The sequence below is a fragment of the Streptococcus cuniculi genome (assembly GCF_004570575.1).
Taxonomy (GTDB): Bacteria; Bacillota; Bacilli; order Lactobacillales; family Streptococcaceae; genus Streptococcus; species Streptococcus cuniculi_A.
In genome coordinates this window covers 259,789-273,654 of the sequence record NZ_SPPD01000001.1, presented here as the reverse complement: position 1 = coordinate 273,654, position 13,866 = coordinate 259,789, and the positions used below count along the sequence as shown (strand labels likewise).

Genomic DNA, 13,866 nt, shown 5'->3' with positions numbered 1-13,866 from the left:
CTTTCACTAATAGAACGAATGAAATTGCTCTTGGTTACAAGTCTAGCATAAAAAAGACAAAAAAATCGGCAGAAACCGATTTTTTCTATCTTATCCTGAGTTCCGCAAGCCTGTTGCAACACCGTTGATAGTAATGTGAATCAGACTTTCTTGGTCTATGCTCAATTCACCACGACGCAGGCGATTGATCAATTCAATCTGGATATAGTTCAAGACGTTGAAATACGGCATGCGGTAGGCAAGGCTGGATTTCAAGGACGGTAATTCTGCCAGCAATTCGTCATTTTGCTCAATTTCCAGAATAATATTCTTGGTCAATTGCCATTCGTCTAAAATTGTATAAAAGATGGAACGCACTTCTTCATCTTCACACATTTTCGCGTATTCAAAGGCGATATTCATATTGGACTTAGACAAGACCATGTCGACATTTGATAAGAGCGAACGGAAGAAAGGCCAGTTTTCATACATGGTTTGCAACTTGGCTAGATTTTCTGGAGCTTTATCTATAAAGCGTTTGAAGCTCGAGCCGACCCCGTACCAGCCTGGTAGCATGATTCGGTTTTGGGACCATGAGAACACCCACGGAATAGCACGTAGACCACCGATTTCTGTAATAGTCTTACGTGCTGCTGGACGCGAACCAATATTAAGACTTGACACCTCGCGAATCGGACTTGCTGCAAAGAAGTAATCATAGAAATGCGGATTGTCAAAGACTAATTCGCGGTAGATATGGTAGCTATCTTCGACAATATCATTCATCACCTCACGGTAGCCTCCGATTTCATTTGTATCCACAATCATCTGGGTCACCATACGATCCAAGGTCGCAGATACTAACATCTCAAGGTTGTAGTAAGCAGTATCTTTATTTCCGTATTTGTTCCAAATCACTTCTCCTTGCTCGGTCAAGCGGATACGGTCTTTAATAGAGCCAAACGGCTGAGAGGTAATGGCGTCGTAAGACGGACCGCCACCACGACCAACAGTGCCACCACGTCCGTGGAAGAAGGTAATTTTCACCCCGTATTCCTGACCAATCTGGGTCAATTCATTCTGAGCCTTGTAGAGGGTCCAACCTGATGACAAATAGCCTCCGTCTTTATTAGAATCCGAATAGCCCAACATGATTTCTTGGTAGTTGTTGTTACCTGCAATCCAAGACTTGGCAACATCTAGCTGCAAGTAATGGCGCATAGTGGTAGGGGCATTGTCCAAATCTTCAATCGTCTCAAAAAGGGGCACAATCTGCACACGCGCGCGTTCCGCATCAACCAAGCCCACTTCTTTTAATAACAGGGCCAATTCCAAGAGATCAGACACATGCTCTGAGTGAGAAATGATATGTTGCTTGATGACTTCCTCACCCAACTTGTCTTTCAATTCACGGGCTGTTGCAAAAATCGCCAATTCTTTTTCTAGTTGTTCTGATTTGGGTGCATGGGTTGCGGATAAGATACGAGGATCCTCGACCAGTTCTTTGAGCAAGATACGGCACTTCTCCTCTTCTGACAGGCTGCTGTAATCTTCCACGATTTTCGCAGAAGCTAGTAACTCCGCCACACTTTCTTCGTGGACACTCGAATCTTGACGCATATCGATACTTGCCAAGTAAAAACCAAAGGCTTCAATCGCTTCTAACAACTCGGTCAAATCCCCTTTTAAGAGGGCACCACCCTTGTTTTCTCCCAGGGATTCTTTAATCGCAATGATATCCGCCTTAAACTCACGGACATTGGCATAGCGATCATCGCTCTTCCGGTCGTGAATCAGATAATCCCTAGTATTCGCCAATTTCATCTGGATGTAATGAAAAGCTCTGCGATAAGGCTCATGCTCACGGTAGACAGACGCATCTGCCGATAGATCTGCCAAAGCCTGAACAGCAGGGCTCACAGCGACAATCTTGGTAGACAATGAAAAATTGCGGTAGAGTTTTTCCAGCTGCTCATGATAGTAATTCATGATGACCTCGCACTGGGTCAGCGCTGATAATTTCAAGGTTTCAGCCGTCACGAATGGATTGCCGTCACGGTCTCCTCCAATCCACATGCCCATGGTAATCGGGCGCGGATTGACCAGCTCAATTCCCCGATCAGCGGCAAGATTCTTGTATTCCCGCTGCAATTTGGTCACAGCTTTAATAAAGGAGCTATTGTAGTAGTCCATGACATTGGTGATTTCATTGGTCACCTTGAGCTTCTTTTCCCGAATCATCTCAGTCTGCATGATGATTTCCACGTAGCAGCGCAATTCATCCAACCACTTGGTCCGGTTCATGAGACCTAGCTTAACGTCACGGTAGCGACGGAGCAATTCATGGATATGCTTGGTCAAATCAAGCATGGACTGGCGTTGCACCTGAGTCGGGTGAGCCGTTAAGACGGGCACCACATTGAGATTTTCCAGAATCTCAGCTGCATCCTCACGCTCAGCGACCACATCAATGGTCGTTGAAATCTTTCCGAGGTAATCCTGACCTAAGTTGTTTTGATGATTGATTTCATAAGCCAAATCGACATCCTCTGAAATGTTAATCAAGAGGGGTAAGACCGCGAAATAGCGGGCAATCACTTCCAGCTCATCGTTGGTCAAATGGCTGATAATGTCCATGAGCTGGCTGTAGTCATCCTGCTTTGAGAGGTTTCCAAGTTCGATAATCTTATCAAAGGTTTCCACAGACATAATCTGACGGGCTACATCTTGCAAGATATCCGTCAGAATACCGACTTCTTCTTGGATGGTTTCCTTGTTGGTGTAGTTTTCTAATTTTTGAATCGTCATCTCTTCCCTTTCTCCTACATATCTTTCTATAGCATCTTAAACGATCGTTCGTTCGATTTCTTCTTGAATCAACTCGCGTTTTTCATTGGCATCGATATTGAGCACAAAGGCAATTCCAATAGAAATGATGAGCAAGCTATTGCCCCCTTGTGAAATAAAGGGAAAGGTTACGCCTGTCGCTGGAATCAAGCCTGCAATTCCCCCGATGTTGACAAAGGTCTGAACGAGCAACATCCCTGCAACTCCAAATGCCATCATGGCGTTGAAGGAATTTCTAGCCCGAATCCCGACGACCAAAATCCGCAAAATCAAGAAAAACAAGAGGGCCAAAATCAGACTGGCACCAAAAAAACCTAGCTCTTCAATGACAATCGAAAAGGCAAAGTCTGTATGTGCCTCTGGCAGGTAGCCATTTTTTTCAATCGAATTTCCTAGACCTCTGCCAAACCACCCGCCATTACTCATGGCATAGTAGGAATTGGTCAGCTGCAAACCTGCCTCTGTCGCATTTTCAAAGGGATTAAAGTAAGCAGCAAAACGTCTGGCAATATAGCCAAAGACTGGAATCTTCGCGACAACCTCAACACCCAGCAAGCGGATAGAACCTAGTAAGAGGGCAGAGGCTGACACAAGCCCAATCAGCGCTGTTGAAAACCAGCGATAGCCGATTCCACTGCTCGTAATCATAATCATCATAATCAAGGCAACAATCACTGCATTTCCCAAGTCGGGAAGCGAAGCGACTAGACCTAGAGACAGTAGACCCACCACCCGCCAATCATTTAGCTTATTGGGAATCCAGCGTCCCTTGGTCAGAGCCTGATAGTCATACTGGCGAATCTCACCCTGCATCTTGGCAAACTGGTGGGCCAAATACCAGACTATCAGCAATTTCAGATATTCGGCTGGCTGCAAACCAATAATACCCCCAGGTCCCAAACGAATCCAACCGTGGGCACCATTGACCGCATCAAAAAAGTGGGAAATAATCAACAAAAATCCGTTGATTAAGAGCGTTATCGAAATCAAACCTGGCCTGCGTAGAAAGCTCAATTTCATGCGGTAAATGATATAAATAGCAATCAAACTAATAACCCAATAACCAGCCTGACTAAGCAAGAGCTTAAAAGGATTCCCCGCCTTTTGCACCTGCAAGGCACTGGTTGTTGAGTAAATCATAATCAAGCCAACGACTGATAAAATTAAATACGGAATTAAAATCGAATAGTTCAGCAAATGCTGTTTATCAATCTTCATCTATTCTCCTAAGCATCTTCTAGAGTATTGCTCTCATTATACCATATTTCGCTACTAAATACGGAAAAATCTGACAATCTTAGAGAAAAGCGTTTCCAAGAATTAGCAGTTCCCTGCGCAAACAAAAATAGGACTGGGACAGATGTCCCAGCCTCATTCTCTTCTCCTGTTTACTGGAAGGTTTGCAGGTAGAAGGCAATCGTATCACCATCTGAGACGTGCATTTCCTTAGCACCTTTTGGAGCTAATTCGTCATTGACATCATACATCCAGTAGGTATTTTTCTCTGGCTGTTGGCTGACATCATCAATAGAGGTAACCAGACCATCCTTTTCTTCAATTTTGTGGTGGTCTTCTAAAATATCCATCACCGAGTCATCTTTTTCAAAGGTCACCTTTTCCTCAACAACCTTATTATCTGGGAAAGTCACTTTCAAGGTCGCTGTATAGGTTTGCTCTGTTTTTGAAGCGGATTGCGGTTGGCAAGCGACTAAAAAGAGACCAGCAATGACAAACAAGAGGCTACGTACTAATTTTTTCATAAGGATAATATCTCCTAAAAATAGAATAAATGATGGGGTAGAATAAAACAGTCGAAACGCTGTGTAGGACATCAAAGGACAGACCATAGAGCCAGTAGATAAGCGGATTTGTTCCGTATTGCCAAGCAATTGGGAGACTGATTGCAAAGCCATAGAGGAAGGGGATTAGCCCCGCCAATAGGCATTGGAATCCCAGTGGTAATTGCTTGCTGTGAATCAGGGGAATCACGAGTAAACGCCACAGGAGCATGACGACTGAAAAACTGGCGATTTGCCAAAAGACTACGAAACTAAATCCGAATAACAGGCTACTTCCTAGCATGGTCAAGGCCATGATCCAAAGACTGTCGCCCAAGGGGAGAAAGCAGAGACTGACTAGAAAAATAGCTGAAATAGGCTTGATATTTGGAAGGGCAGCAAAGGCAAAGCGTAGTACAATGGCAAGGGCTGTAAGCAGAGCAATCTGGCTGATTCGTCTCGTTGACATCCTATCGGTTCCTTTCTTTTTTAGTTCCCTTTCTAGGGTAACGGATTCTCAGTCCACTGTCAAGATAAATTCTTCTGCTTTCAGCTTATTTTTTTGATTTTTCCCTCCATTTAGGATAGAATAAGAGCAATGAGAAAGAAAATACATCCTATCCTTGTTGCCTTGTTTTTCCTCTGTTTTACAGGGATTATTCTTACAACAAAAGCAATGCAGCAAGTACAAGAAAGAGACAAGCAAGAAGTCGTTCAACCAACAGATGAAAGCATGTCGACTAAGCCGAGTTACCATGCCAGTAGCAACCGCATTACGAATGCGTTAGAGATGAAACCAATCATTGACGTCTCCGGTTGGCAACGGCCGTCTGATATTGATTACGATACCCTTTCATCTAAGATTTCAGGAGCTATTATTCGTGTCCAAAGTGGTTCTCACACCAAAAAAGACAACAGTGCCTCCGATGAAAATGGGCTTGACAAGCATTATCAGACCCACATCAAGGAATTTCAAGCACGGGGGATTCCCGTGGCAGTCTATGCTTATGTTACTGGCAATAGTGTGGAGTCCATGAAAAAAGAGGCGAAATCTTTTTACGAAGCCTCCTATAAGTTCAAACCGACCTATTATTGGTTGGATGTTGAGGACAAGACCATGGACGATATGAATGCCGGTGTCGAAGCCTTCCGCCAAGAGTTGGAAGATTTAGGGGTGAAAAATATTGGAATCTACATCGGGACCTACTTTATGGAAGAACATCAGATTTCCGTTGAGAAATTTACTGCCTTATGGATTCCAACCTATGGCACCAATTCAGGTTACTACAATGCAGCTCCCGCTACTGATTTAGATTATGACCTCCATCAATATACTTCTGTAGGCTCTCTCAACGGCTTTTCCCATCATTTAGACCTCAATTTGATTACGACGCTCAAAGATCCAAATCAAGTTTATCAAAAGTTGTTTACAAGCCCAGAATAGTATGCTATACTAAGGACAATTAAATAGTTATCACAAAGGAGTGCTTCGGCTGAGATCGCGTCTGCGAAATCCTCGAACCTGATCTAGTTAAGACTAGCGTAGGGATTGTGTTTGAATGGTACTAGTTGTACTGGTATTCTAAAAGACCAAGCTCCTTTTGTGAAGAAAAGGAGTTTTCTTTATGTCTAAAAACCTCACTGCCCTCGTTGAAGTGGCACTCTTTGCTGCCCTTGCAATGACCTTGTCTTTGATTCCTGATTTCATGAGCTGGTACACTCCTTCCTTTGGTGCCATTCCCTTGGTCCTGATTTCTCTGCGCCGAGGGGCAAAATATGGCTTAGTGGCTGGTTTCATTTGGGGTCTCCTTCATTTTGTCTTAGCCAGAGTTTATTATTTATCTCTTCTCCAAGTCTTTATCGAATACATTCTTGCCTTTATCACCATGGGACTTGCGGGTTATCTAGCTCCTCAGTTTCAAAAGGCGCTAAAAGAAGGAGAGAAGATACAAGCATTAGCTCTTGCTTTTCTAGCGGCTATTTTTGCTGTATTTGTGCGTTACCTTCTCCACTACATCGCAGGGGTCATCTTTTGGTCAAGCTATGCTCCTGAGGGTGTGCCCGCCTACTGGTATTCTTTCACTGTTAATGGAGCCGCAGGAGGGTTAACCCTCCTCAGTGTCCTCATTGTTGTAGGTATTCTCGTTCCTAGCAATCCTCGGTTTTTCTTACCCACTAAATAAGGAGTGATGTTTGGGCTTCAAGCCCTCTCATTCAGCTAGGTGTGCAACCGCTGGCCTAAAACAGTCTGACCGTCTGACCAGTCTGAAATTGAATTTGTCTGAAGCCCTACCTGATTTTCCCAAAATATGGTATAATAGAAACGTTTTAAACCTTGTCTGCTGGCTATTCATTCAAAACCTACTCCTACCTCCCATAGAGGAAGGGGACGGTTTTGAGAATAGGAGCGACAGCATAGACTGTTTACTGTATGGAGGAATATATGGCATCTTGGATTGCACGAATTGTAAAAGGAATGATTATCGCCCTAGGTTTTATCCTACCCGGAGTATCGGGCGGCGTCTTGGCTGCGATTTTGGGGATTTATGAGCGAATCATTCATTTTCTCGCCCATATCCGAGAGAATTTTACCGAAAATCTACTCTTTTTTGTCCCAGTGGGAATCGGTGGTATCTTAGGGATTGCTCTCTTTTCTTACCCCGTTGAATATCTCCTCGAACACTACCAAGTGATTGTTCTCTGGAGTTTTGCAGGGGCGATTGTCGGAACCGTTCCGAGTCTTGTCAATGAATCAACTAAGCATAGCAAACGAGATGGGATTGATCTTACTTGGCTATGTGGAACCTTTGTGATTTCTGGACTTGTCCTTTATTTCCTCAATGATCTTGTCGGTACCCTGCCTGCCAACTTTGCCAGCTTCGTCTTAGCCGGTGCCTTGATTGCTCTAGGGATTTTAGTACCGGGTCTTAGTCCCTCTAATCTCCTCCTAATCCTAGGCATCTATAGCCCCATGCTCAACGGCTTTAAATCGCTTGATTTACTGGGGACCTTTTTACCGATTGCCTTAGGGGGTATCCTTGCCATGCTCGCCTTTTCAAAGGCCATGGATTTTGCCCTCAAACACTACCATTCCCGTGTCTACCATTTCATCATCGGCATTGTCCTATCTAGCACCCTTTTGATTCTCATTCCACAAGCGGGAAATAAAGAGTCGATTTCCTATGCTGGTGCAGGAAGTGGTACGTGGATGCTCGCCTTTATCTTATTTGGACTAGGTGTCTGGCTTGGCCTATGGATGAGCAAGTTGGAGGAGAAATACAAGTCATGAGTAAGAGTAAGAAAAAGAAAATCAAGAAAACCTTGGTAGAGCAAATCTTAGACAAGGCAGGTATTGCTCATGATAGCCTTGAAATCAACGCTCTTGAAGGGAAACTCCCAGAAGATGTCGCAGAGTATCAGATTTATAAGACCCTAGCCTTGACTGGCGATAAGACGGGACCTGTCATCGGAATTGTGCCGATTACCGAGCACCTGTCCGAAAAAGCCCTGGCCAAGATTTCAGGCAATAAAAAAGTCAGCATGATTCCGCAGAAAGACTTGGAAAAGACAACTGGCTATGTCCACGGGGCCAATAACCCTGTCGGCATTCGCCAGAGACATGCCTTTCCTATCTACATTGACCAATCTGCCTTGGAATTGGGGCAGATGATTGTCTCAGCTGGAGAAATCGGGCGCTCTATCCGCATCGATAGCCAAGCCTTGGCAGATTTTGTAGGAGCCAACTTTGCCGATTTAACGGTTCAATAAGCATGGATTGATTGCCCAAAAATCGGATATTTATCAGAAAAAATTAGCTATCCTAACTGATTTTTTTTTGCTTTTATGCTAGAATAAGTGAGATAGACTTTGGAGGAATGAAACGACTATGTCAAATGAACATTTTGAAGAATTAAATGACCAACAATTGGTGCGCCGTGAAAAAATGGCAGCCCTAAGCGAAAAAGGGATAGACCCCTTTGGAAAGCGCTTTGAACGCACTGCTAACTCCTCAGAATTAAAGGCACAATACGAAGATAAGAGTAAAGAATACTTGGCTGAGTTAGGCGCTACTGCGGTAATTGCCGGTCGAATGATGACCAAGCGTGGAAAAGGAAAGGCTGGCTTTGCCCACATCCAAGACCGCGAAGGCCAAATCCAAATTTACGTCCGCAAGGATGATGTCGGCGAAGAAAACTACGAACTCTTCAACAAAGCTGACCTAGGAGACTTTATCGGAGTCGAGGGAGATGTCATGCGGACCAACATGGGAGAGCTATCCATTCATGCCCACAAGTTGACCCACTTATCAAAAGCCCTGCGTCCACTACCAGAAAAATTCCACGGTCTGACAGATACAGAGACCATTTACCGCAAACGTTATCTGGACTTGATTTCAAACCGTGAGAGCTTCGAGCGCTTTGTCACTCGTAGCAAAATCATCTCAGAAATCCGCCGTTATTTAGACGGACTTGGTTTTTTGGAAGTAGAAACACCTGTTCTTCACAATGAAGCAGGGGGAGCTGCTGCCCGTCCATTTATCACCCACCACAATGCCCAAAACATCGATATGGTCTTGCGGATTGCGACTGAATTGCACTTAAAACGCCTCATTGTCGGCGGTATGGAGCGTGTCTATGAAATCGGGCGAATCTTCCGTAACGAGGGAATGGACGCTACTCACAATCCAGAATTTACATCGATTGAGGTCTATCAGGCCTACGCAGACTACCTTGACATCATGGACTTGACCGAAGGCATTATCCAACACACCGCCAAAACTGTTGTTGGAGACGGTCCTGTGACCTACCAAGGAACTGATATCAATGTCCACCTACCATTCAAGCGTGTCCACATGGTAGATGCCATCAAGGAACAAACAGGAGTGGATTTCTGGCAAGATATGACCTTTGAAGAAGCAAAAGCTGTCGCGAGCGAGCACAAGATTCCTGTTGAAAAACACTATACAGAAGTTGGCCAAATCATCAATGCCTTCTTTGAGGAATTTGTAGAAGATACACTAATCCAGCCAACCTTTGTCTATGGACATCCTGTCGCTGTATCACCACTTGCTAAGAAAAATGATACCGACCCACGCTTTACAGACCGTTTCGAGCTCTTTATCATGACCAAAGAGTATGGGAATGCCTTCACCGAGTTGAACGACCCAATTGACCAATTGGAACGCTTCAAGGCTCAAGCCAAGGCAAAAGAATTGGGAGATGACGAAGCAACTGGTATCGACTACGACTATGTAGAAGCCCTTGAATACGGTATGCCACCAACAGGTGGGCTCGGTATCGGAATCGACCGCCTCTGCATGCTCTTAACGGACACTACTACTATCCGTGACGTGCTTCTCTTCCCAACTATGAAATAAAACGGTCTCTAATTAGGCTGAATAAACATAAAATGACCCCCAGTAGCTAAGTTCTGGGGGTTGTTTAATAAGTTTCGAGTTACTCACAAAAAAAAATGCGCTTGGCATCTGCTCAGGCGCATTTTTTATTATCTCAATTCTCCCATTTTTCAGGATGTCGAAGCCAGTCGAGTTCTTGTTCTGATAAGGGCAATCTGATAGTCCCTAGTAGAGGAATATTTTTCAACACTATATCATTAACATTCTCATAAACATACATATCTACTTCATGTCCCGCTCTAGTAGTCACTACAAAATGATAGGCCACCTCAGCATCAGCAGGAACCTCTTTAAATATCTTGGCTCCTTCTACCTCTTCACCTGCTGTACCTACATATTCTCCAAACTTATCAATAATGTCTTCGTCTTTGGTTTCAAAGACTTTTTCTTCATCTGCATCATAGACACGAATCATCTGACTCGTACCCTCGTCCATCCTTTCCCCCATTTCACCGATTCGAACCGAACAGGCAGATAAGACAAGACAAGCGAACATCCCTAACACGATAGATAATCCTTTTTTCATCAGGCTACCTCCAAAGATGATGATAAAATATTATTCATAGCGAAGAGCTTCGATTGGATTAAGCTTGGAAGCCTTATTAGCGGGTAGCACACCAAAGAGCATACCGACTGCTGCTGAGAAGGCAAGACTCCCCACTACCACTGGAATGGAAATCACAGCCGTAATTTCTCCACCGAGTGCCTTGGTCACATTGATCACTGTAACCGCTAATTGGGCAATGCCGAGCCCCAATAAACCACCGAGACTAGTCAAGACCATGGCTTCAACCAAGAATTGCAAGAGGATATTGCCACGGGTCGCACCAAGGGCTTTTCGCAAGCCAATCTCGCGCGTCCGCTCTGTAACAGACACCAACATGATATTCATGACACCGATACCACCGACAAGGAGGGAGATCCCTGCAACCGAACCGATAAACAAGGTCATACCGGATAGTTGAGCATTGAAGGTTTCTAAAAATTGAGAGAAATCTTGAATATCATACTTGGCTTCTCTGAGATGAGTAGCTCTCGTCAAATAAGCTGCTGCCGCTCTTCCCACTTCGGTAGAGCGTGAGACATCTTTCACATGCACATAAACTTGGGCATTTTCAGAAACACCCGTCTCTGCCGCAACTTGGGTATTGGTCATCAAGGCAGCACCACCAGTACCAAAGTTAAGCATACCGCCCTCTCCTTCTACCTTGTAGACACCAACAACTAGATAGGCCTTGTTGTTAAGCGTGATGGTCTGATTGAGGGCAGACTTCGCGTCGCCAAACAATTTTTCAGCTGATTGCTCATCTAGCATAATGATACGGGCGAATTGAGTATAGTCATTGGCTGTAAACTTACGACCTGCTATGAGTGTAATCTCCTTGACATCAAAGTAGTTTTTGCTAACCCCTGTGATAAAGGCGCTGTCTACTTTTTTGGCACCGACACTAATTTCACTGCTGTTATTGTTGGTGGTGTAGTAGTTACTAACACCATCCACTTCCAGCAAGCCCTTTAAAATCCCATCTGTCAAGGTCGGCTCAGGCTCATCTGTCGTCTGTGATTCTGCAAAATAGGTTGACAAGCCGTCTTGAACGGTTTCTGTAGTAGTGTTTGAGAAATAGAGCTGTACATTGTTACGGTCACCGGCCAAGGCTTTGGATAAACTTCGTTTAACCCCTTCTCCCAGAGCCACAATCACCACGACCGAGGCAATCCCGATGATAATCCCAAGCATGGTCAAGAGCGAACGCATCTTGTGGGCAAGGACAGATTTTAGGGCAAATTTAATATTTTCCATTTAGTTCTCCTCCTTGCAAATATCTTCTGTAATGACACCGTCTCGAAGGACGATACGCCGTGTGGCATATGCTGCGATTTCTGGCTCATGGGTTACCATGATAATGGTCTTGCCCTCACGGTTTAACTCCGTTAACAGCTCCATAATCTGGTCTCCTGTCTTGGTATCAAGAGCCCCTGTTGGCTCGTCCGCTAAGATAATGGACGGGCTGTTGACCAAGGCACGTGCTATCGCAACCCGCTGTTTCTGACCACCTGATAACTCAGACGGCAAATGCGTCATCCGATCACCTAACTCAACCTTTTCTAAAAATTGCTGAGACAAGGCCTTGCGTTTGCTAGCAGGCACCCCTGCATAAATCAGAGGTAATTCCACATTCTGTAAGGCATTCAACTTAGACAGAAGAAAGAACTGCTGAAAGACAAAGCCAATCTGCTTGTTCCGAACATGGGCTAGACGGCTCTCTGAAATCTGACTGACTTCCGTATCTTCTAGGACATACTCTCCTGCTGTCGGACGATCCAAAAGACCGATGATGTTCATCAGCGTGGATTTCCCTGAACCTGACGGTCCCATAATGGCAAGAAATTCTCCTTCTGCCACTTCCAAATCAATATCTTTTAAAACGCGTAATTCTTGGTCTCCATTTTTATAGCTCTTATTGATGTTGGTCAGCTTGATTAGTCGTTTCTTCATTCGCTTCTACCTCTTTTCCATCTTGTAAGCTATCGTTTGGATTGGAGATGACGTGGTCGTCTACTTTGAGCCCACCTGTTACTTCTTGATACATGGCATCTGAGTTACCGAGAGTGACTTCAACTTTTGTCGCTTTTCCGTCAACAATAGTCCAAACAACGTTTTTATCGCCTTCTGGTACAACTGCGGTTACTGGTACAAGAATCGTTTTCGTATTGTTGACAACCTCAATATTGACAGAAAATCCTTGGTTGAGTTCTCCAACCTCACTTGTAATCGCTACCTTAAAGGGATATTTAGAATTAGAAGCATTTCCTCCTGCACCAGAGGCTACTGAGGCCTGATTGCTTCCTGGATAGTTGGAAATATAAGAAATTTTCCCAGTCCATACCTTATCAGGATAGACTTTTGAAGTGATTTTCACTTCTTGATCAGCTGAAATATTTGCCAAATCATACTCAGACAGTTCACCGGTCACTTGTAGGCTACCTTGGTTGACGATATGAACAACTGTTTGACTGGTGCTTGTATTTGACTTAGAAACGGATTTGTTGACTTCTACGACTGTTCCGGCAACATTACTGGTTACTGTTGCCTCATTAAAAGCTGATTGTGCCTTATCCACTGCCGCTTGGGCATCTGCATAAGCATCATTCAAATCTTGCATTTGCATGTCGACAGTACGTTGCGCAGTAGAAGTGGCTTTTCCATCAACTGTAGCGTCACCTGTCAAATCGACGCTCTGACCATTTGTACGTAAATCCTCGATTTGACGTCCTACTTTGTCACGGGCCCGCACCGCTGTATCATAAGCTGCCTGTAATTCGGCTGTATCATATTGAACGAGTGGTGTTCCGACTTGGACTTGGTCACCTTGGGCAACCAAGACAGCATTCAAATCACCTTTCGACGCATCATAGTAGACATATTGCTCATCAGCTGCAGCAACTGTCCCTGATAAGAGGGTTGAAGAAGCAATCGATCCTTCTTTCACTGCTGTGTAGGTCAAACCTTGCTCAACAGCCGGCGTCTCTGTCTTGTTCCCGCCAAATAGCAAGCCCCCTCCAACAAGTGCAAGTGCTACTACTCCTAAACTGGAAAACAAAATGATTTTGCTTTTCTTAGTTTTTAACATATCTCTTCTCCTTTACATGATAAATAATTTTGTACTACAGATATAATACAATAACGCAATCGAAATTGCAAGCACTTTCTGATACTATTGTACAAAAAAATCTATTTTCTTTCTACAGCTCTTGTAAAGAATTTCCTTACACTTTTGTAATATTGAAAGAGCGTAGCCGATTTTTGCTGGAAATCAAAAAAAAAGTTACAATAGAGGAAAATGT

13 protein-coding genes and 1 riboswitch are annotated in these 13,866 nt (G+C 44.2%); of the genes, 5 read left to right on the top strand and 8 right to left on the bottom strand.

The window, feature by feature from the left end; genetic code table 11:
* Nucleotides 1-90: 90 nt before the first annotated feature.
* From ppc to E4T82_RS01280, 4 genes are all read right to left on the bottom strand, one after another.
* Nucleotides 91-2,787 carry a phosphoenolpyruvate carboxylase gene (gene ppc / locus E4T82_RS01295; RefSeq protein ID WP_135181100.1) on the bottom strand — a complete coding sequence of 899 codons (2,697 nt, stop codon included), beginning with the start codon at nucleotides 2,785-2,787 and terminating at the stop codon, nucleotides 91-93.
* A 36-nt stretch (nucleotides 2,788-2,823) separates the two neighbouring features.
* Nucleotides 2,824-4,044, bottom strand: coding sequence for a cell division peptidoglycan polymerase FtsW (ftsW, locus tag E4T82_RS01290; protein ID WP_135181099.1), 1,221 nt, complete (start codon nucleotides 4,042-4,044; stop codon nucleotides 2,824-2,826).
* 170 nt (nucleotides 4,045-4,214) lie between these two features.
* A complete protein-coding gene (locus E4T82_RS01285; protein ID WP_135181098.1) occupies nucleotides 4,215-4,586 on the bottom strand; it encodes a DUF4430 domain-containing protein in 372 nt (123 codons plus the stop codon).
* Nucleotides 4,567-5,073: a hypothetical protein gene (locus E4T82_RS01280; RefSeq protein ID WP_135181097.1), complete on the bottom strand. Its 507-nt coding sequence runs from the start codon at nucleotides 5,071-5,073 to the stop codon at nucleotides 4,567-4,569. Before E4T82_RS01280 ends, E4T82_RS01285 begins: the two co-directional genes overlap by 20 nt.
* 129 nt (nucleotides 5,074-5,202) lie before the next feature.
* On the opposite strand from E4T82_RS01280, the gene E4T82_RS01275 reads away from it, so the two are divergent.
* The 5 genes from E4T82_RS01275 (at nucleotide 5,203) to lysS (ending at nucleotide 9,981) form a co-directional block, all read left to right on the top strand.
* On the top strand, nucleotides 5,203-6,048 hold the full coding sequence (locus tag E4T82_RS01275; protein ID WP_135181096.1) for a glycoside hydrolase family 25 protein: 846 nt from the start codon (nucleotides 5,203-5,205) through the stop codon (nucleotides 6,046-6,048).
* Between the two features lie 26 nt (nucleotides 6,049-6,074).
* Nucleotides 6,075-6,170: riboswitch (TPP riboswitch) on the top strand.
* A gap of 59 nt (nucleotides 6,171-6,229) precedes the next feature.
* Nucleotides 6,230-6,787: an energy-coupled thiamine transporter ThiT gene (gene thiT / locus E4T82_RS01270; RefSeq protein ID WP_135181095.1), complete on the top strand. Its 558-nt coding sequence runs from the start codon at nucleotides 6,230-6,232 to the stop codon at nucleotides 6,785-6,787.
* A gap of 260 nt (nucleotides 6,788-7,047) precedes the next feature.
* Nucleotides 7,048-7,893, top strand: a complete 846-nt coding sequence (locus E4T82_RS01265) for a DUF368 domain-containing protein (RefSeq protein WP_135181094.1) — start codon at nucleotides 7,048-7,050, stop codon at nucleotides 7,891-7,893.
* The gene (locus E4T82_RS01260) at nucleotides 7,890-8,372 is read left to right on the top strand and encodes an aminoacyl-tRNA deacylase (protein ID WP_135181093.1); all 483 of its coding nucleotides are present in this window, start codon (nucleotides 7,890-7,892) and stop codon (nucleotides 8,370-8,372) included. Before E4T82_RS01265 ends, E4T82_RS01260 begins: the two co-directional genes overlap by 4 nt.
* Nucleotides 8,373-8,490: 118 nt before the next feature.
* Nucleotides 8,491-9,981, top strand: coding sequence for a lysine--tRNA ligase (gene lysS, locus E4T82_RS01255; RefSeq protein WP_135181092.1), 1,491 nt, complete (start codon nucleotides 8,491-8,493; stop codon nucleotides 9,979-9,981).
* Between the two features lie 133 nt (nucleotides 9,982-10,114).
* Here the strand turns inward: lysS and E4T82_RS01250 are convergent, their stop codons facing one another.
* The 4 genes from E4T82_RS01250 to E4T82_RS01235 are packed head-to-tail and all read right to left on the bottom strand — an operon-like array spanning nucleotide 10,115 to nucleotide 13,652.
* Nucleotides 10,115-10,546 carry a hypothetical protein gene (locus tag E4T82_RS01250; RefSeq protein ID WP_135181091.1) on the bottom strand — a complete coding sequence of 144 codons (432 nt, stop codon included), beginning with the start codon at nucleotides 10,544-10,546 and terminating at the stop codon, nucleotides 10,115-10,117.
* 30 nt (nucleotides 10,547-10,576) lie between these two features.
* A complete protein-coding gene (locus tag E4T82_RS01245) occupies nucleotides 10,577-11,821 on the bottom strand; it encodes an ABC transporter permease (RefSeq protein WP_135181090.1) in 1,245 nt (414 codons plus the stop codon).
* On the bottom strand, nucleotides 11,822-12,517 hold the full coding sequence (locus E4T82_RS01240) for an ABC transporter ATP-binding protein (RefSeq protein ID WP_135181089.1): 696 nt from the start codon (nucleotides 12,515-12,517) through the stop codon (nucleotides 11,822-11,824). It abuts the gene before it with no gap.
* Nucleotides 12,480-13,652 carry an efflux RND transporter periplasmic adaptor subunit gene (locus tag E4T82_RS01235; RefSeq protein ID WP_135181088.1) on the bottom strand — a complete coding sequence of 391 codons (1,173 nt, stop codon included), beginning with the start codon at nucleotides 13,650-13,652 and terminating at the stop codon, nucleotides 12,480-12,482. Before E4T82_RS01235 ends, E4T82_RS01240 begins: the two co-directional genes overlap by 38 nt.
* Nucleotides 13,653-13,866: the final 214 nt, after the last annotated feature.

What these genes read in the sequence shown, in the direction of transcription:
- ftsW (WP_135181099.1), bottom strand. Translation starts at nt 4,044, where the DNA reads ATGAAGATTGATAAACAGCATTTGCTGAACTATTCGATTTTAATTCCG.
- lysS (WP_135181092.1), top strand. Translation starts at nt 8,491, where the DNA reads ATGTCAAATGAACATTTTGAAGAATTAAATGACCAACAATTGGTGCGC.
- E4T82_RS01280 (WP_135181097.1), bottom strand. Translation starts at nt 5,073, where the DNA reads ATGTCAACGAGACGAATCAGCCAGATTGCTCTGCTTACAGCCCTTGCC.
- E4T82_RS01275 (WP_135181096.1), top strand. Translation starts at nt 5,203, where the DNA reads ATGAGAAAGAAAATACATCCTATCCTTGTTGCCTTGTTTTTCCTCTGT.
- E4T82_RS01245 (WP_135181090.1), bottom strand. Translation starts at nt 11,821, where the DNA reads ATGGAAAATATTAAATTTGCCCTAAAATCTGTCCTTGCCCACAAGATG.
- thiT (WP_135181095.1), top strand. Translation starts at nt 6,230, where the DNA reads ATGTCTAAAAACCTCACTGCCCTCGTTGAAGTGGCACTCTTTGCTGCC.
- E4T82_RS01235 (WP_135181088.1), bottom strand. Translation starts at nt 13,652, where the DNA reads ATGTTAAAAACTAAGAAAAGCAAAATCATTTTGTTTTCCAGTTTAGGA.
- E4T82_RS01285 (WP_135181098.1), bottom strand. Translation starts at nt 4,586, where the DNA reads ATGAAAAAATTAGTACGTAGCCTCTTGTTTGTCATTGCTGGTCTCTTT.
- E4T82_RS01265 (WP_135181094.1), top strand. Translation starts at nt 7,048, where the DNA reads ATGGCATCTTGGATTGCACGAATTGTAAAAGGAATGATTATCGCCCTA.
- E4T82_RS01250 (WP_135181091.1), bottom strand. Translation starts at nt 10,546, where the DNA reads ATGAAAAAAGGATTATCTATCGTGTTAGGGATGTTCGCTTGTCTTGTC.
- ppc (WP_135181100.1), bottom strand. Translation starts at nt 2,787, where the DNA reads ATGACGATTCAAAAATTAGAAAACTACACCAACAAGGAAACCATCCAA.
- E4T82_RS01240 (WP_135181089.1), bottom strand. Translation starts at nt 12,517, where the DNA reads ATGAAGAAACGACTAATCAAGCTGACCAACATCAATAAGAGCTATAAA.
- E4T82_RS01260 (WP_135181093.1), top strand. Translation starts at nt 7,890, where the DNA reads ATGAGTAAGAGTAAGAAAAAGAAAATCAAGAAAACCTTGGTAGAGCAA.